This window comes from Tardiphaga sp. P4_G1, assembly GCF_056401215.1.
In genome coordinates this window covers 156,729-174,637 of sequence record NZ_JBFUJU010000005.1, presented here as the reverse complement: position 1 = coordinate 174,637, position 17,909 = coordinate 156,729, and the positions used below count along the sequence as shown (strand labels likewise).

At 61.9% G+C, this 17,909-nt stretch carries 17 protein-coding genes; 6 read left to right on the top strand and 11 right to left on the bottom strand.

The annotated features are described in order from the left end of the window. Positions 1-3: 3 nt before the first annotated feature. From flgK to AC1DUY_RS13485, 4 genes are all read right to left on the bottom strand, one after another. Positions 4-1,905, bottom strand: a complete 1,902-nt coding sequence (gene flgK / locus AC1DUY_RS13500; protein WP_478114862.1) for a flagellar hook-associated protein FlgK — start codon at positions 1,903-1,905, stop codon at positions 4-6. A 58-nt stretch (positions 1,906-1,963) separates the two neighbouring features. Further along, the gene (locus AC1DUY_RS13495) at positions 1,964-3,820 is read right to left on the bottom strand and encodes a flagellar hook-basal body complex protein (protein WP_478114860.1); all 1,857 of its coding nucleotides are present in this window, start codon (positions 3,818-3,820) and stop codon (positions 1,964-1,966) included. A 217-nt stretch (positions 3,821-4,037) separates the two neighbouring features. Further along, positions 4,038-4,544: a peptide-methionine (R)-S-oxide reductase MsrB gene (gene msrB / locus AC1DUY_RS13490; protein ID WP_478114858.1), complete on the bottom strand. Its 507-nt coding sequence runs from the start codon at positions 4,542-4,544 to the stop codon at positions 4,038-4,040. Between the two features lie 129 nt (positions 4,545-4,673). After that, positions 4,674-6,047 carry an NAD(P)/FAD-dependent oxidoreductase gene (locus AC1DUY_RS13485; RefSeq protein ID WP_478114856.1) on the bottom strand — a complete coding sequence of 458 codons (1,374 nt, stop codon included), beginning with the start codon at positions 6,045-6,047 and terminating at the stop codon, positions 4,674-4,676. 141 nt (positions 6,048-6,188) lie between these two features. Here AC1DUY_RS13485 and AC1DUY_RS13480 point away from each other — a divergent pair, with 141 nt between their 5' ends. Further along, positions 6,189-6,725 (top strand): SixA phosphatase family protein, encoded by a 537-nt coding sequence (locus tag AC1DUY_RS13480; RefSeq protein ID WP_175366568.1) that lies wholly within the window; start codon positions 6,189-6,191, stop codon positions 6,723-6,725. 58 nt (positions 6,726-6,783) lie between these two features. Continuing rightward, positions 6,784-7,209, top strand: a complete 426-nt coding sequence (locus AC1DUY_RS13475; RefSeq protein WP_089265696.1) for a universal stress protein — start codon at positions 6,784-6,786, stop codon at positions 7,207-7,209. Here the strand turns inward: AC1DUY_RS13475 and AC1DUY_RS13470 are convergent, their stop codons facing one another. Further along, the gene (locus tag AC1DUY_RS13470; RefSeq protein ID WP_478114853.1) at positions 7,210-7,824 is read right to left on the bottom strand and encodes a hypothetical protein; all 615 of its coding nucleotides are present in this window, start codon (positions 7,822-7,824) and stop codon (positions 7,210-7,212) included. Between the two features lie 70 nt (positions 7,825-7,894). Between AC1DUY_RS13470 and AC1DUY_RS13465 the strand changes: the two genes are divergently transcribed. Then, positions 7,895-8,329: a hypothetical protein gene (locus AC1DUY_RS13465; RefSeq protein ID WP_089265199.1), complete on the top strand. Its 435-nt coding sequence runs from the start codon at positions 7,895-7,897 to the stop codon at positions 8,327-8,329. Between the two features lie 65 nt (positions 8,330-8,394). On the opposite strand, the gene AC1DUY_RS13460 is transcribed toward AC1DUY_RS13465, so the two are convergent. Further along, complete coding sequence (locus AC1DUY_RS13460) at positions 8,395-8,901, bottom strand: YciE/YciF ferroxidase family protein (protein ID WP_478114851.1); 507 nt, start codon at positions 8,899-8,901, stop codon at positions 8,395-8,397. 402 nt (positions 8,902-9,303) lie between these two features. On the opposite strand from AC1DUY_RS13460, the gene AC1DUY_RS13455 reads away from it, so the two are divergent. Both AC1DUY_RS13455 and AC1DUY_RS13450 read left to right on the top strand, forming a co-directional pair. Then, positions 9,304-10,380 (top strand): lysylphosphatidylglycerol synthase transmembrane domain-containing protein, encoded by a 1,077-nt coding sequence (locus tag AC1DUY_RS13455; RefSeq protein ID WP_478114849.1) that lies wholly within the window; start codon positions 9,304-9,306, stop codon positions 10,378-10,380. Between the two features lie 80 nt (positions 10,381-10,460). Beyond that, on the top strand, positions 10,461-12,419 hold the full coding sequence (locus AC1DUY_RS13450; RefSeq protein WP_478114847.1) for an SGNH/GDSL hydrolase family protein: 1,959 nt from the start codon (positions 10,461-10,463) through the stop codon (positions 12,417-12,419). A gap of 53 nt (positions 12,420-12,472) precedes the next feature. On the opposite strand, the gene AC1DUY_RS13445 is transcribed toward AC1DUY_RS13450, so the two are convergent. Continuing rightward, positions 12,473-14,017 carry an MFS transporter gene (locus AC1DUY_RS13445; RefSeq protein WP_478114845.1) on the bottom strand — a complete coding sequence of 515 codons (1,545 nt, stop codon included), beginning with the start codon at positions 14,015-14,017 and terminating at the stop codon, positions 12,473-12,475. A gap of 158 nt (positions 14,018-14,175) precedes the next feature. On the opposite strand from AC1DUY_RS13445, the gene AC1DUY_RS13440 reads away from it, so the two are divergent. After that, entirely contained in the window at positions 14,176-15,033 is an 858-nt protein-coding gene (locus tag AC1DUY_RS13440) for a LysR family transcriptional regulator (RefSeq protein ID WP_068735591.1), read from the top strand. Here the strand turns inward: AC1DUY_RS13440 and AC1DUY_RS13435 are convergent. The 4 genes from AC1DUY_RS13435 to AC1DUY_RS13420 form a co-directional block, all read right to left on the bottom strand. Continuing rightward, on the bottom strand, positions 15,030-15,599 hold the full coding sequence (locus tag AC1DUY_RS13435) for a DUF4865 family protein (RefSeq protein WP_439068572.1): 570 nt from the start codon (positions 15,597-15,599) through the stop codon (positions 15,030-15,032). The two genes, AC1DUY_RS13440 and AC1DUY_RS13435, sit on opposite strands and share 4 nt — an antisense overlap. 267 nt (positions 15,600-15,866) lie before the next feature. Then, positions 15,867-16,502, bottom strand: coding sequence for a DUF2147 domain-containing protein (locus AC1DUY_RS13430; protein WP_478114843.1), 636 nt, complete (start codon positions 16,500-16,502; stop codon positions 15,867-15,869). Between the two features lie 71 nt (positions 16,503-16,573). Then, positions 16,574-16,738 carry a hypothetical protein gene (locus tag AC1DUY_RS13425; RefSeq protein WP_175366574.1) on the bottom strand — a complete coding sequence of 55 codons (165 nt, stop codon included), beginning with the start codon at positions 16,736-16,738 and terminating at the stop codon, positions 16,574-16,576. A gap of 28 nt (positions 16,739-16,766) precedes the next feature. Then, positions 16,767-17,795 carry an NAD(P)/FAD-dependent oxidoreductase gene (locus AC1DUY_RS13420; protein WP_478114840.1) on the bottom strand — a complete coding sequence of 343 codons (1,029 nt, stop codon included), beginning with the start codon at positions 17,793-17,795 and terminating at the stop codon, positions 16,767-16,769. Positions 17,796-17,909: the final 114 nt, after the last annotated feature.

The following is a 17,909-nucleotide window of genomic DNA, read 5'->3' as shown; positions in this document are numbered from 1 at the left end:
ACCTCAGAATGCCTGCATCAGGGTTTTGTACAATTCGTTGACCGTAGACATCACGCGCGCATTGGCCGAATAGGCGTTCTGCAACGACAGCAGATGCGCCATCTCATCATCCATATTCACGCCGGACGCGTCTGCCATCTTCTTGTCGAGTGTATTGAGAACGACGTTCTGGCCATCCGCGAGTTGCTTGGCGGAATCCGCCGCAGCGCCCTGTTGCCCGACGAACTGGCGCATATAGCTCGACAGCGTCCCCTTGAACGGTGCCGTATCACTGCCCGTTCCCGTCGCCGGCGAATAAGTGAAACTGGCATTGTTCAACTGATTGAGCAGGAGGGCCGACCGCGTCGTGTCGCCTGCTGCCGTCGATCCGCTATAAACCACCAGCTTGGAGGGGTCGGCGACGATCGCATTGTTGATCGTCAGCCGGCCGGCGAGACCGGTCATCTGCGAACCGTTCTTGCTGATGCCACCGCTATAGGCGGCGCCGTTGTCAGTGAACAACGCCAGCTCCGGGCTGCCGTTGCTTAGATCAGTGGGACCTTGCGTAACCGTCACCGACGCCGCGTTGATGTTGGCGAATGCGGGATTGTTGACGACGGTGAGCGCACCAGCCGTGCCGGAGAACGTAGCCTGGCCGCCAAGCGCTGCGTTCAACTGATTCAGAACCGAGCCGAAGCCCGAAGAAAAATCGAGGCCGATGACGGTATCATTCGGATTGCTTGTTGCCGTGTTCTGCAGCGGCAGCACGCTGGGATCATCGACCCGCATGAACGAAATTTCGCGCTGCGTGTTGGTCGCCGTATCCGTATACGTGAAGTGAATGACATTGCCCGGCTTCATTTGCGATACGTCGAGCGTGAAGCCGGTCGGCGTTCCCGGCGGCAGCGTCGTCGGCGGCACCGTCGGCACGGGAAAGACGCTTCCCGCCGTCGTCTTGTCCGAGAGCGCGCTCGAGATCGACGCTGCGAACTGATCGAGCTGGTTCTGCGCCTCGACAAGCGTCTTGTCGCGAAGTTCGGTATATGCGGCGATCGTGCCCGACTTGATAGCGCCGGCAGCAGTCAGGTCGATCGATCCGCCGTTCGGAAATTCGATCACCACCGAGCCGAGATTGCTTTTGCTGGGATCGGCGCTCCACGTCGTGCCGGCCGATACTGTGCCTTGGGCATTAAACGCCAGCGTCGCCGCTTCGTTGCCCACCAGCTGCACACCGGAACCGGTGAAGATGGTGACCTGATTGGCGCCATTGGTGGTGACGCGGATATCCATTAGTTGCGACAGCTGCGTGACGTATTGATCGCGCTGATCGAGCAGCGCGGCGGTGTTGGAATCCGTCGATGTTCCGCCTTGCGGATTGGCCGTCAACTGATTGTTGATCTTGGCAATCTGCTTCATCAGTGTGTTGGCGGTCGTCACGGAATCCTTGATTCCGCTTTCCGCAGCACTGCGCAGGTTCTGAATGCCCTGCGTCATCGAATTCAATTGTTGCGCGAGTGTTTGCGCGGCGTTGAGCACGCCGATCCGCGCCGACTGACTGTCCGCGCTCGTTGACAGCGCCTGCACTGCTGTCGTCAGGGCATTGAAGGAATATTCGAGCGAGCCGACTGAACCAGGATCGCCGTAGAGGCTCTGCATCTGCTGCAGGAAGCTCGACCGGAGCGAGGCATAGCCCGCGCCCGACGTTTCGGTACGGAGCTGCGCCTGGATATACTGATCGAGTTCGCGATTGACGCCGACGGTGCGGACGCTGCTGCCGTTGCCGGAATTGACTGCGACCTGATCCGTCGACTTGCGAATGTAGCCAGGCGTTTCCGCATTGGCCACATTCGAGGAGACCAGCGACATCGCGGCCTGATTGGCGCGCAGGCCGGACATGGCGATGGAGAGTGCGTCGTTCAGACTCATAACTAACTGTCGCTCTCAAGGTTCACGCGGGAAGAAGGCCGCAAATGCGGCTCTCCGATTAACGCATCACGTTCAGCAGATCCTGAACCATGGTATTGGTGGTCGTGATCACCTTGGTATTGGCCGAATAGGCCTGCTGGGTGACGATGAGCTTGGTGAATTCGTCGGCGATGTCGGTGTTCGACGACTCCAGCGACGAGCCGGAAATACTGCCACCCTTGCCGTACAGCGCTTCGCCGGATTCGTTGGTGGTCTCGAACGCACCGCCGTCGATGCGCTTGAGGAAGTTGGCGCCGTTGAAGGTGGCAATGCTGACTTCAGCAAGATCGATGTTGCGGCCGTTGGAGTAGCTGCCGACCACGCGTCCTTCATTGCTGACCGATACGCTCTGGAGCTGACCCGCAGCGTAGCCGTCCTGCTCGAGCTGATTGACCTGGACGTTGCCGTTGGTGTCGGCGAATTGGGTGAGGCCGCCCGTGCCGAACGCCATGGTGACATTGCCAAGGCTCTTGCCGCTCACGGTCAGGCCGGTCAGCGTGATCTGGCCGACGACCGGCTGCATCTGACCGTTCGGCCCGAACTTGAAGTCGGTGCCGACATTCTGCCAGGCAGCGGTCGCGCCCGTGGCCGCAGGGTCGGTCTGGTAGAACAGATTCCAGGTATCCGTTCCGCCTTGCGTGGCGGACTCGACCTTCGCCCACCTGAATTGCAGGCTGACCGGTGCACCGTTGCCGTCATAGACCGTCTTCGCGCCACCACTGATCGATTCATCGAGGAAGGTCTGAGCGTCACTGCCGATCACAATGCCTGTACCCGCCGTGCCGCCGCCCGAACGAAGGCCGGTAACGGTGCCGGTGAAACCCAGGGCCTGGAATGCGGCGACCGCCGTGGTCGTCGAACCTGCCGCCAGCGTAAAGTCGTTCGCCGTACCGGAGTTCAACGTGATCACGCCGGTGGCGGACACGCTCGATAGCGGCGACGCATTGCCGGTCGCGGTGTCGATGGCGGTGAGCACGTCGCCGACAGTGGCCGTATCGATAGGGATAAAGGTCGTGCCTGGTACGGCCGCAGGAGCAACGGCGCCCGTGTAGAACGAAAGCGTCTTGGTCGTGGTGACACCGGCACTGGTCGTCTTCAGCACGAGCGTATCGCCGTTGGCAAAGCCGACCGGCAGCGTATCGCTGCCGGATACGGGCGCGAGTTTGGTATTCGCCGAGATCGGCGCCGGTGTCGTCGCGAAATTGTTGCGCGCGTTGCCGGGAACAGCAGTATTTCCGAAGGGCGTTGCCGCAGTGCCCAGCACGCGCGGGTTTGACACGAAGTCGGCCGATCGCAGCAATTCGGAACCGGGCACCGACGTCTGATGCTTGGTGGTCAGCGGATAGCTGGCGAGGTTGGCGCGGTAGTCGATCTTGGTGGTGGCCTGCGACGGCAGGAAGTCATTCTGGAAGCGCAGCACTTCCGGCGTACTGCCGGCCGGGTTGCCGGTCGAGGGATCGATCTTGACGCCCTGCAGATAGTAGCCTGCGCCGTTGACGAGATAGCCGTTCTTGTCGAGCGAGAAGTCGCCGCGACGGGTGTATTTGTTGACGCCGTCAAAGATCGGCGTGGAGTCGGAGACGTTGCCCGGCTTCTGCACCGCAAAGAAGCCGTCGCCGTTGATCGCCATGTAAGTCGCAACCGAAGACGACTGCACCGAACCCGCGATGGTGTTGGTGCTGCGCGATTGCGCCGTCACGCTGCCGGCCACCTGTGCGGATGTGCCGGCATCAGGAATGAGGTCGAGGAAGCTGGTATCGATCCGCTTGAAGGCGGTGGTCTGCGAGTTCGCGATGTTGCCGGAAATGTTTTCCAGCGCATAGGAGTTCGCCCGCAGGCCCGCAACGGACGTGGTGAGAGCGCCGAAGATACCCATTACATCGTCTCCAACTTCGATCCGGGCGGCCCGCCGGATGGTGCCAAATTCACAGCCGCTGTCGGAGGAGATGTCGCAAGCCCCGTGCCAAGGGGATAAATTCAACGAATTCAATGCACTAAACAAAGAACCCCGGTCCATGGACCGGGGCACAATTGCCTAGCAGGGAAATAATTGCCGGATCGGCGCCTGATTTCGCCGGGTTCTGCGTAGTTGCTCAGGTCGCCGACGGCGCGGCCGGTTTGAAAATCATCGCGAAGCCGTCCATGCAGTAGCGCAGGCCGGTCGGCTTCGGGCCGTCATCGAAAACGTGACCAAGATGACCGCCGCAGCGACGGCAGTGGATCTCGGTGCGAACCATGCCGAGCGTCGAATCCTTGCGCTCGCCCACAGCATTCTGCAGCGGCTGCCAGAAACTCGGCCAGCCGGTGCCGCTCTCGAACTTGGTCTCCGACGAGAACAGCGGATTGTCGCAGCCGGCGCAGGCGAAGGTGCCCTTGCGCTTTTCCTTGTTCAGCGGGCTCGAAAACGGCCGCTCGGTGCCTTCCTTGCGCAGGATCTCGTATTGCTGCGGCGTCAGCTGCTTGCGCCATTCCTTATCGGTCTTCATGACCTCGAACTTCTCGTCCGAGGCAGCCCGCGCCGGCGAAGCCGTCAGCCATTTCAGCGACAGCAATCCTCCCAGGCCAGCAGCGGTCGTCAAAAGAAAGCGGCGGTCGATCATGGTTGGTCTCCCTGACAATCGAGACAATCATCTCGTTCGCTTGAAATACGGGCGGACGAGCCGGAAGTTACACGCCGGTTCCGGAATATTACTCACGTTTTGTTGCACGCCCAAACCGGGTGGATCGGCCTAGCCCGGCCGCGGGCCCCGCGTTCCCGCGCGCAGATTGGCCTCGGCCAGCCGCGCCTCGCGGATTCGCTCCCGTGCCCCGGCCCGTTCGCGGTACCGCGCCAGCGTGCCGGCCAGCGCCGAGCCCTGCCGCTCCCATAGCCCGACCGCGTAGCCGACGGCCCGCCCGGTCGTGCCACCAGCCCAAACCAGTTCGAACGGCGCGAACAGCTTGAAGCGATCGTCATAGGCATACATGCCACGGGCGATCAGTTGCCCGGCCATCGCCGTCGTGTTCAGGCCCCGATGGCTGAAGCCGCTGGCGACCCACAATCCCTGACGGAGTTGCCCGATCTGCGGCATGCCGTGCACAGTCTGGCCGAGCGCGCCGCCGAAGGTCTCGGCCATGGCCACCTTGCCCAGCGCCGGAAACACGGTGCGGATGCGACGCGCGATGGCGCCGGCATAGCGCTCCGGCTGCCCGGCCCAGGTTGTTTCCGGGCTCGACCACATCAGCCGATCACCATCGACAATACGGAAATGGTCGACGCCGTCGCTATCACTCACCGAGCCCTGAAACGTCACCGCCTCGGCGAGACGTTCACCGAGCGGTTCGGTGATGCCGGCATAGCGCCACACCGGCAACAGCGTGTCCGACAGCTTTTGGGCGGGCGCACCGAGATGGATATTGCCGGCCAGCACGATGTGTGTGGCACGCATCCGCGCCGACGGAGTCAGGATGCGTTTGCGGATGCCGCCGGCATCGATGCTGACCACCGGCGTGTCCTCGAAGATACGCACACCGGCCTGTTTCGCCAGCGCTGCGAGACCCAACAGATATTTGCGGCCATCGATCTGGAACGCCTTCGGATAATGCACGCCGTGAAAGTAGCGTTTGGTTTTCAGCACGTCGCGGACGCGGTCGATCTGCCAGCCGTCCACTTCAGTATCGAAATCTTCGCCGAGCATCTGCAGGCGGGCGATCAGGCGATCGCCGACATCGACATTGGAGACTTCCAGCGCCCCCTCGGACAGGCCGAGACCGGGGATCAGCTCGTCTGATGCCTGGGTCCGGACATATTCTGCGCCCTGCTTCGACAGCGCCCACAACTCACGAGCGTCCTCCAGGCCAACACGCGCAATCAGATCAGCGAGCGGCAGGCCAAAGCCCGGCATCACGGTTCCCAACTGGTTGCCGGACGCGTTCCAGCCGACATAGCGCCCTTCGAGCACCGCGACGCTCGCACCCAGACGCGCCGCTTCCAGCGCAATGCTGAGCCCGGCGAGCCCGGCCCCGACCACGCAGACATCGACATCGAGGCTGAAGGTCAGCCGCGCGCGGTCGGCGTCGGCGACCTCAGGTCCAAATGTCACGCTTGCGGAAGGGGTAGTCATGACGTTTTCTTACGGACAGGTGGGGCGCTTGTCACCTTGTCCTCACGGTTCATGTCCATTAATCCGCAGACCTGACGTCTGGCGCGACCGCGCCGCCTGCCTCGCTACTACCTCTTGCTCTTGCCGAATCGAGATCGCGCCATGCGCCGTTTACTGCTGCTGCGTCACGCCAAGACTGAAACGGACGCGCCGAGCGGCAAGGATTTCGATCGCAGGCTGGATGACCGCGGCCGGCTGGATGCGGCTCTGATGGGCGCCTGGCTCAGCAGAAATCCGCCCCTGCCCGACCTGGTGTGCGTCTCCACGGCGGTCCGCGCGCAGCAGACCTGGAGCCTCGTGGCCGCGGCGATGCCGGCGGCGAAACCGACAGTCGCCAGCCTTGATGAACTCTATGGCGCCGGCCTCTCCGAATTGCTGGGGGTGATCCGCGGCGCCGCCGTGGAAGATCCAGAGCAGCTGATGCTGGTCGGCCACAATCCCGGCCTGCATGAAATGGCGCTCAGCCTGATTGGCGGCGGCGATGCCGCAGGCAGGAAAGCCGTCGCCGACAACCTGCCAACCGGCAGCATCGTGGTGATCGACTTTCCCATCGAGGACTGGAACGACGTTGCCTTCCGCGATGGAAAACTCTTGCAATTCGTCAGCCCGAAACTGCTGAAGGGCGCCGCGGGCGAATAAGCCGCGCCCATCGGAACCGGTTTGTGCTATCCTTCTCCGGACGACGATGGAGGTGCGCATGTACAAATCCATTCTGGTCCCGATCGATCTGGCCGAAACCGATGTGGCCAAACCCGCGATTGCCCAGGCCGCGACGCTGTCGCAAACCTTCGGTGCCACCGTCCGGCTGCTCAACATAATGCCGATGACGCCGGTGATGCTGGCCGAATATGTCCCGGCGGATTTCGATACTCAGCAACTGGAATCGTCGCAGGCCGCTCTTGCGGCGGTGGCACGCGATTGCGGCATCGACAGTACCCGCGTCTCCAGCGTGGTGCGACAGGGCGGCATCTATCACGAGATTCTCGAAGAAGCCTCGGCGATCAAGGCCGATCTCATTGTGATGACCTCGCACCGCCCGGCGATGCGCACTTACTTTCTCGGCTCCAATGCCGGCCATGTGGTGCGCTATGCGAAATGTTCGGTGCTGGTGGTGCGGCCATGACTACGGCAACAGCTCGGCGGGTACACTGCTGAATGTGTAGTTGCGCGGTTTGTTGCGGCGGATGAAGCCGCTGATCTGCCAGCCGAAGAATATTGAGAAGCCAATGATGAAGACCACGCCGGCAAACTCGCCGGTGAACAGTGCACGCAGGAGCAGCGCGGTCATTGCGAGACCGACAAAGGCCAGTGCCGCGACAATCATTATGTAAATGCCTGGTCGCAGACCGGAGCTGAGCTTGGCCAGACTACCTGCTGCAGCGAGGCGTCGATGTAGCTCCAGGATAAACGCGCTGTAGCCCGACTGCGGCTCCATCAGCGCGACGGTTTGTTTCGACGTCGAGAAGATCGTGATGTGACGACCGTCGGCATGATCGATATCGGCGCGAAAGCGGCGGTGCTGCATCCCCATCGGCCGATAGGACAACCGGATCGCCGCGACATCCGCATAGGCCCAGACACCAGAGCGACGACCTGTGCGCCATAACAAACCTTCATCGGTCAATTCATAACGATGCGCGGCGCCAATCAGGGAGGCCTTGTAAGCATAGGTGTGCCCCGACCCTGCCGCTTCTGCGGCAGACGATGCGTCCCTGCGCCTGAAGAGGGTCTTGAGCAAACAGAAGTCCCCTGCACTGTTCGATCTCGCTTGCTTGCGCGATCGCCCGCATGTCCCTTACAAGCTTGCCATGGCCGAGACGACCACTTTTCCGCGCCGCCTGATTCTGGCCGGCGCGATGATTTCAGGATTGCTGCTGGCGCTGGCCGTACACATGCTCGGCCAGCGATTTGGCCTCGACCTCGGTGGCCTCTGGCGCAACGATCCCGACAATTTCATGCCGATCGGATCCGCCTTCGCCTGGTGGCTGATCGCGGCGATGGCCTTTGTCGGCGGCTATGTGACCGCTAACCTGCTGCACAGCGCAGCATCCGGTCGCATCCCGCAGCGCATGCGGCAGTTTCTGATCACCATTGGCGTGCTGTTTCTGGCCGGCGCCGGTCAGGCGGCCTCGGCGCCCAACGCAATACCGACAGCATCGGGTGTTCTGGCCAGTCTTGCCGCCCTCGGCCTCGGCGGCGTCATGGCGTTCTGCGGTGCCCATTTTGCGCTGCGAAAGGCATAGGCGAAGCCCAAAATAATCGCGCAGGCTTTCGCCCGCGCGATTATTCGATGCCGTGTGTACCGCGATCAGCTTGCGGCGCGCATATTGACCTTGCCTTCGGCCAATGACGTCAGCTTCTTGTCGGTGGTCTTTTCCTCGTCGAGCGTCTTCTGCAGCACTGCCGCGCAATCATTGCGGCCAAGCTGGCGCGCCCAGGCGATCAGGCTGCCGTAACGCGCGATCTCGTAGTGCTCGGCGGCCTGAGCCGCATTGATCAGCGCGGCGTCGAGTACCTTCTTGTCCTCGACTTCCCCGGCGGTCTCGTCGGCTTCCTTGATGATACCGTCGATTGCCGGGCAGGTAACCGCCTTTACCTCGGCGCCGTGCATGGCGAAGACCTGCTCAAGCCGCTGCACATGCACTTCGGTCTCTTGCAAATGCGTCATGAAGCCCTGTTTCAACAGCGGTTCGGTCGCCTTGTCAGCCATCTTCGGCAACGCCTTCAGAAGCTGCTTCTCCGCGTAGTAAATGTCCTGCAGCTGGTGCACAAACAGGTCATCCATCGTCTTGATGTCCTTGGCGAACAGTCCCATCGTTTCAATCCCGGTGTTCTGGAACGGGGTGGCCGCTGCGGCGCATTGTCCCGCTCGGTTGCGATAGGCCGGTAACCATCGATATTGGGACGTGTTCCGGGAACGTCTTGATTTGCCGCATGGAACATTCGACTTGCCCGCCTATATGAAATGCGGGACGAATGGCTCGGAATTGTCTGTGTGATTGTCGTGCAGGGTCAGGGCTTTGCAGCCGGCGCGGGTATGTGGCGACCTTGCGGCGCGGCATTAACGCTGGCGCTGTCAAGGACTGCACAACGGAACGTTTTTGCCGTAAGGGTTTGGGCTTGATGAGTGAACTTCGCGTATGAGTGAATTGGTCGCCGCTTGCCGCCTGTTACCCCGATCGGCTTTCCACCTGTTCGCGCTCCGCCGGGAGGACGAATGCAACGATTGCTGACCGCGCTCGGGCGCGGCTTCAAGCAACACGTCGGCTGGAAACGGCTGGGTGTTGTCGCAAGCCTGATCGTCATCGCCCTCGCCATCTCCCATCTGGTGCATACGCTGAAGGGCCTCGATACCGCCAAGATCCTGGCGGCGATGGCCGCAAAATCGACGATGCAAATCGCCATGGCGACGCTGTGCGTGATCGGCGCCTTCTGCACCCTCACCTTCTACGATTACTTCGCGCTCAGAACGATCGGCAAGAAACATGTGCCGTATCGGATCGCGGCGCTGTCGGGCTTCACCAGCTACACCATCGGCCACAATATTGGGGCCACCGTGTTCACTGGCGGCGCCATCCGCTTCCGTATCTATTCGGACTACGGATTGAATGCCATTGACGTCGCCAAGATCTGCTTCATCTCCGGACTGACCTTCTGGCTTGGCAATCTGTTCGTGCTGGGCATCGGTATGGTCTGGCATCCGCAGGCCGCCTCGGCCATCGATCTCCTTCCCAATGCCATCAATCGGCTGATCGGGTTCGGCTGTCTGGCCGGCATCATCGGCTATCTGGTCTGGCTGTCGGTCGGCAAGCAACGCCGCGAGCTCGGTCAGAACGGCTGGAAGGTCGTCCTGCCTTCCGCCCAGTTGACGCTGCTGCAGATCGCCATCGGCGTTGTCGATCTCGGCTTCTGCGCGCTGGCCATGTATCTGCTGATGCCCGATCAGCCCTATATCGATTTCGTCTCGCTGGCTGTGGTGTTCATCCTCGCCACCCTGCTGGGCTTCGCCAGCCATGCCCCGGGCAGCCTTGGCGTATTCGACGCCGCTTTGCTGGTAGCGCTACCGCAGTTCCGCCAGGAGGAGCTGGTCGCCACCGTGGTCATGTTCCGGATCCTGTATTTCATGATCCCGTTCGCCATCTCGATCTGCATCATGGGCAGCCGCGAAATCTGGCTCAGTGTCATCCAGCCATGGCACAGGCGCCGCCTGGATGACCGCAATGAACGTCGTGAGACCGAGCCCGCCCCGGTCGTGGTGCATGAGCAGCCATTGAAGCGTCAGTCACAGGGGTGAATCAGTCGCGGGCGCGCCACATCGCGCGTCCGGCCAATCGATTTCTTACTTCCGCCCCATACGTGACGTTCAACACCGCCATGGCCCCCATTTATTTCAGACGTTCATTGATCAACCTCGCCGTGCTGCTCGGCATGCTGGGCGCGCTGCCGGTCGGGCATGCGGCGGCCCAAGGCGTGGCCAACAGTTCGATCCAGATCTCCTGGGAAGTGCGCAACCGCTTCCGGCTATTCCGCGAAGAACGTGACTTCCAGCTCCATGTCGACGCCATGCGCAACCGCAGCGTGCTGGCCGCCGAACAGGCTTTGGGCGTGCAGAGCGACGGCCGCGGCTGGGCGCGCAACACCGTCAACCGGCTATGCATCGATCTGGCCGGAAAGGTCAGCGAGCCCTGCACCCGTGACACCGTCAAGGAAAGCTACCTGACGCCGACCGAACATCCGATCACCGTCCGCCTTACCGGCGAAGTGCCGGTCGGTGCGATCTGCGCCTGGACCTTCGAGGACGGCGAAGGCCCGCGTCAATCCACTCTCGATTGCGCCGAACCGATCAATTTCCGCGCCATCTATGGTCGCCGCACGGTCGCGACCGTGGAGGTCACCAGCGGCGCCGAGGCGCCTGTGCGGGTCAGCGCCGACATCGCCGTCCGCGACATCCTGATTGCGGGCCTCGGCGATTCCATTGCGTCGGGCGAAGGCAATCCGGATCGTCCGGTCGCGCTGTCCGATGACGGCTTCTGCTTCCGCTCTTATCTCGGCGGCCCCAGCGGGCAGTTCTATCGGCCGAGCCGAGCCGGCTTCAAAGGTGGCCGTTCCTGCGACTCCTATGAGTCGCTGCAGGCCTGGCAGCGCGCGGGCGCGCAGTGGTTCAACGCCGCGTGCCACCGTTCGCTCTATAGCTACCAGACCCGCGCCGCGCTGGCGCTTGCCGTGCAGTATCCGCACATCGCCGTCACCTATCTGCCGCTGGCCTGTTCGGGCGCGACCATCGCCGACGGATTGCTGGGTGGACAGCGCGCGCGTGAGTGCCTCACCACGAAGAATGCGAGCACCTGTGCGGGCAGCGTCAACGCGCAGATCGCCGAACTGCGCGAAGCCATCACTGCCGCCAAGCGCCGTCAGCCGGCACGCCGGCTCGATCTCGTGCTGCTGTCGATCGGCGCCAACGACATCAACTTCTCCGGGCTCGTTGCCGACGTCATCGTCGAGAACGCCACCGAACGTGCGCTGTTCAAGCGCGGCGGCATTCTCGGCTCGGTCGAGGACTCCCGCAGCGCGCTGGTACGCGAACTGCCCTCCAGCTTCGGCAAGGTACGGGAAGCCCTGAAACCGCTGCTCGGCGGAGACATGTCGCGCGTGGTGTTTGCCGCTTACGCCAACCCGACTTTCGCCAATGGCGCGCCCTGCCCCGGCGGTCCGGCCGGCTTCGACGTGCATCCATCCTTCAGCGCCGATCCGCAGCGGCTGGCCAATGTCGCGAATTTCGTCGAGTCCGAATTCCTGCCGCAACTGAAGTCCATCGCGCTGTGTCAAGGCGGCGTACTGTGCCGCAATCCCGAAGCCGACCGTATGACCTTCGTCGATCAGCATCAGGCGAGTTTCGCCAATCACGGCTTCTGCGCACGCTCCGCATCCGATCCCGAATTCGATCGCGCCTGCTTCTCGCCCAAGGGCGACAGCTTCGAGACCAGTCTCGTCGAAGCGGCGGCGCAGCCGATGGTGTGCGGTCGCGGCGCCAGCGAATTCCGCCCCTATTTGCCGCGTGGCCGCTGGATCCGCGACGCCAATGACAGCTACTTCGCGGCGATGACCTATCCGCAAGGCTATTCGGCCGCGATCCAGCCGGCCGACATCCATGACGCGACCTGGGGCATTCTCTCGGCCGTTTATGGCGGCGCGATCCATCCCACCGGCGAAGGTCATGCAGCAATGGCCGATGCCGTCGTGCCGGCAGCGGCGAGCGTATTGCGGCTGGGCGCGGAAGCTGATGTCACGCAGGAGCCGCTGGCACCGATGGTGCTGCAGCCAGCCGCGCGATAGGACGATCAGCTCAGCTATCCATCGCGGTCCCGGCAGAAGCGAAGCGGTCCGGACTACGCCCGACCGTCGCCTTCGACACAGCTTTGACCATGTGGCGCGCGTCTCGGCAGTCCATGGCCGAAGACAACAAAGCTGATGCCCGCGAGAATCCACACGCTCATTCCGCCATAGAGCATGACCCAGCCGAATCCTTGGGTCAGGGCGTATTGAATGACGGCTCCGCCGGGATTGTATTCGGACGCGAGCGCCGTGCCGGCGGCGACGCTTTCTGCCAGCGAGCGTAAGAGCTCGACACTGGTACTGCTTGGTAGCGCGGCCTTCAAAGACGCACGAACTCCCTCGACGAGAATGAGGCCCATGAGCGCGATATTAATGGCAAGCGCAATCATGCGGGCGCTCATATCGATGCCTGACGCCATGCCCGCGCGTTCCTGCGGCACTGATCCGGTCGTCGTGTTGGTCACGGGCGTATTGGTCAGCCCCAATCCGATGCCGGCAAGGACGCATCCCGGCAGCATCGTCAGCCAGCTCGCATGCGCGACCGAGCTGCCGATCTTCATGGCGAAGAACCCCGCTCCGATCGTGAACAGGCCGAGCGGGATGACCAGACCCGGATGGAAACGTAGCACGAGCCGTTCGGCCACGGGCGGCACGACCAGCGTCGGCAACGTATAGGCCAGAAGCGACAGTCCGGCGCCGACGCTGCTATAACCTAACCCTGCCTGGAAATAGATCGGCAGATAGATCATGAACGGCCAGAAGCTGAAGTTCATGGCCATCGAGCCGATCAGCGCGCCGGAAAAATTACGGATCCGGAAGACGGTGAAGTCGAACATCGGCCTCGGGCTGAGACGCTCGGCGAAGACAAAGCCGATCAGGCTTGCAACGAACACGCCGACGACCGCAAACACCGTCCAGCTGTCGAAGCCGATATCCGGCCCTTGTGTAATGAAGAATGCGAGGCAAAAGACCGCGAGCGAGAGCGTGATGATCCCTGCAAGATCGAGGCTGCTGGCCTCCGGATCGCGCGACTCGCGAACTCCGCTCGCGGCGAGGATCAGGGCAATCACGGCAAGCGGGACATGGATGAGGAAGGCCCATTCCCAGCTCGACAAGGCCACGATCGCACCACCGATGATCGGGCCGAAGCCCAGACCGATGCCAAAGATGATCCCCCACCAGCCGAAGGCCACGGCGCGTTGCCGCCCTTCCGGAAATTGATGGGATAGCACCGCGACCTGGCAGATCAGCATCGCCCCGCCGCTCATGCCCTGGAGAAATCTGGCAACGATCAGCACCAGTATATTTTCGGTCAGGCCGCAAAGCAGCGATGCAGCGGCGAACGCGACGATCGAAATCAGATAGACGCGCTTGCGCCCATAGCGATCCGCGAGCGTGCCGGTTGCCATCAGCACCGTCGTCACCGCGATCGTATACGCATTCATGACCCATTGGAGCTGTTTGAAATCGGCATGAAGCACCCGCTCCAGTGTCGGCAGGACCGCGGGAATGCTGGAAATCTCCAGACCGAACATCAGGGAGGTGAGACAGGCAGCCGCCAAAGCCAATGTGCTTTGTCGTGTCGATTCGGAGAGCATGAGAGCCTTTCGGGATAATAACGAGCCACAGTGAAGCCCGACGACGGAGGACGAGGTCCACCCGGTCTGCGTTGCGATGAACGCAACATAGGCAGAGGTTGATCATTTCAGAATTGGATGATTAAATATTTCAGAGACAACAAATATGGATAATTCAAATGAGTGCCCTGGACGTGGATGCCGTGCAGGCATTCGTGACCATCGCCAATCTTCAGAGCTTCACCCGCGCGGCGGAAGCGCTTGGCACGACCCAGGGCGCGATCAGCGTGAAGCTGAAGCGGCTGGAAGACCGCCTCGGCCATAAATTGATCGAACGAACCCCGCGAATGGTGCGCCTCTCGGCGCAAGGCGCGCTATTCGTCGATTCAGCCCGCGACTTCCTGGCCGCGCATGATCGCGCTGTCGCAGCTTTGTCTGCGACCCGTCGCCGTTTCGCACTCGGCATTGCGGCCCATGTGGCCGGGCCGGAGGTTCCGACGCTGCTGGCTCGCCTGAATGCCCATGACCCCACGCTCACGATCGAGGTTCGCCTCGATAATTCACGCAATTTGCTGGACGCATTCGACCGCGGCGAAATCGATGCGGCCATCGTCCGGCGTGAGGATGACCGACGCGACGGCGAAGTGCTTGCGCCCGAGCATTTCGGCTGGTTCGCAGCACCAGGCTTTGTGCACCGGCCGGGCGAGGCATTGCGACTGGCGGCGCTAACGCCAGTATGTGGCGTGCACGACGTTGCCATTCATGCGCTGGACGCGGCTGGCATCGCATGGACGGAGGTGTTTCTCGGTGGCGGCTCTTCAGTCGTATCGGACGCTGTCTCGGCGGGTCTTGCCACCGCGGTCTTCTCCTGCCGGCTTGCACCGGCCGGCACCATCGAAGTCAGCCAGAAGTTTGGCCTGCCACCGCTGGCGTCGTCGGAAATCGTACTTCTCTCGACACTGTCGGATATGCAGTCTCGCCAAGCGCTGCGAACCCTCGCGGCTGCGTTCCGCGAACACCGCGCGCATACGAGCTAGGTAGCGTATGGAAGGCGATCCAGCAGCGGCTGCGCCAGATGCAGGATCTGGTAGCAAGCGCCAGCATCGGTCTGTTCATTTTCTGACAGCAGAACGCGGGTGAAGACCCACTTCTCGGCATCCAATCCGATGACGGCCGCAACGATTCCGGCGCGCGCCGAGAGATCCGCGTTGCGCTCGATCTCCCCTCTTATCGTTGTTTCAAGATCGGCGTCGGGCGGTATGGCGATATCTTGCCGATAGGCGAAGCGAGCTTTCAGGCTACGCCCCTTGCGGGCATCGAGGGCAACGCGTGTTTCGATCCGCGCCCGACCGAACATATCGACGACGATCTTGTAACCGCCGTTCACGAGAAAATCGCGAAACGCCTCGTCGTGCTGCCACAGATAAAGCGAGGAATAGCTAGACGTCGTTGCCCCGAAGCGCCCGCTCTCTCGCAAGAGAAATCCCTTGAAATAAAGCTCCGGCTTTGCATGCCAGAGCGGCCCACGCTCCTGTGCGCGTGAGCGGATCAGGCCGAGATCATAGTCGGCGGGCAAGCGATGCTCGTAATGCGCAACGATCATCGTGATGGGCTCCTTCAGCAGCCATTGTCATTGGATCGATGCACGATATCGATCGACGGGCCGCGAAGAACAGACGTGGAATCATATTTCTATGATCCGGTATTCAAATGAATGACGTCCGGAGAGAGCCGATTAGCAACGTTGGAAGCTGGCGCGCCACGATTGAATCGGCAGCGAAATGACCGACGCGCCATGGCGTCGGCTTCCAGAATGTGGGGTGTTGGACAGTCTTCGCTTGTGGGGGAGCCACAAGCAAGTTGGCGGCGATCAGCGCGCGACGTTGCTACCCGGGGTCACGTTGCTGGCCTTCTTCATCGGCGCGACGGGGGCCTTCGCGGCCGCATTACCGACGGTTGGCGGCTTCACGGCTGCTGCCGCGAGGGTCGGCACATATTTCGCGATCACGGTTGGATCGAGCGAGGCCATTTCGGTGTCGGGCAGACGGTACCAGGTCTCGTCCTTGCCGAGCAGCGCAATGCCCCAATAGCCACGCACGGTGAGCGCCCGACCATCGGCGCTGACGCTCATCTTGGCCTTGTAGACCTTGCCGTCGCGCGGATCGAGAATGTTGCCGTTCTCGTATTTCAGTCCCTGCTGCTGCATGTTGCGGATGAATGAGATGCCCAGCACTGGCTGGCCCTTCCGGTCATCGACGCACTTGCCGCAGAAGTCGTCGCCCGGCTTGTCATCGGGGCTCGGAAACGTCTTGGCGATCGCGCCTTCGAATACGCCGCCGCCATGGTCAACCACCAGAACCCAGACGACAGGCTTGTTATTCTCGACCTTCTGCCAGAGCCCGGCAGCAGTCGGCTCAGCTGCGTGGAGAGGGCCGGCGAACATCGCGCACGCGGCCAGACCTGAAGCGACTGTGAGCGCCAGACGTCGGAATCGAAGTTGTGCCATCGCCTTCCCCACTGCAGTTCGTCGTCCAGGCATCCGCCGAGTATCCGCACTCGATCCGATTGCATAGACTATCAATCTTCCGCGACGAGAGAGTGACTGCGGTTGATGGCTTTTGCAAGATTGCCGATCGCGCGCCGGATGTCCGATTGTGTCAGCGGCCACAGCTTTGCCACAAGCTGCCCCACCGAACCCGACGCGGTTACCGGCGATCCGAACCGCCTTTGCATCTCCGTCATACAAGATGATTCCAACAACTAGCCGAAGTTAGTTAACGCCGAGCTTCTTCTGCAGGCTCGAGGAGGACGTCGTGTACTGAAACACCAGTCGCTTGTCCGGATAGACGTAGTGATACGCCTTCTGTGCCATCAGCGCGCCCTCGTGGAAGCCGGACAGGATGAGTTTCAGCTTGCCGGGATACGTATTGATATCTCCGATGGCGAAGATGCCGGGCACGTTGGTCTCGAACGACGCCGTCTCCACCGGGATCAGGTTGTTCTCCAGCGTGACGCCCCAATTGGCGACCGGAGCGAGCTTCATGGTCAAGCCGAAGAACGGCAGGATCGTATTGCAGTCGATCCGGACACTTTCGTTGTCATTGCCCTTGATAACAGCCCCAGTGAGATGGCCTCCCTCGCCTTCGAGCGCTGTGACCTGACCGATCTGCAGGTCCATCTGACCGGCTGCCACGAGCTTGCGCATCTGCTCGACACTGTGAGGCGCAGCACGAAAATCATCGCGCCGATGCAACAGCGTGACGCGCCGCGCGACCGGATGCAGGTTGAGCGTCCAGTCCAGCGCACTATCGCCGCCGCCGACGATCAGCAGATCCTTGTCGCGGAATTGCTCCATCTTGCGCACCGCGTAGAACACCGACGTGCCTTCATAGGCCTCGATGCCCGGCACCGGCGGACGCTTCGGCTGGAACGAGCCGCCGCCGGCGGAGATCACCACCACCTTGGTTTCGAACACCTGGCCGGCATCCGTCGTGACACGAAACAAGGGATCGCCGATCTTCTCGATGGTCTCGATCATTTCATTCAGATGAAAGGTCGGATGGAACGGCTTGATCTGCTCCAGCAGTGCTTCGGTCAGCCCCTGACCGGTGACCAGCGGAATCGCAGGAATGTCGTAGATCGGTTTTTCTGGATAGAGCTCGGCACATTGGCCACCGATCTTGTCCAAGATATCGACGAGGTGGACCTTCATATCGAGCAGACCAAGTTCAAAAACGGCGAACAGTCCGCAGGGGCCGGCGCCGATGATCAGCACGTCCGTCTTGATCGTTTCGCCCATAGTGTTTTTTCTCGGTTGAAGCAGCCCTGCGAGATCGCAGAGCCCGGCGCCATCCGGCAATTGCGTCCAGCCTAGCGGCGCCACACGGGGAAAGCCACAGCGGCTCGGCCTGAA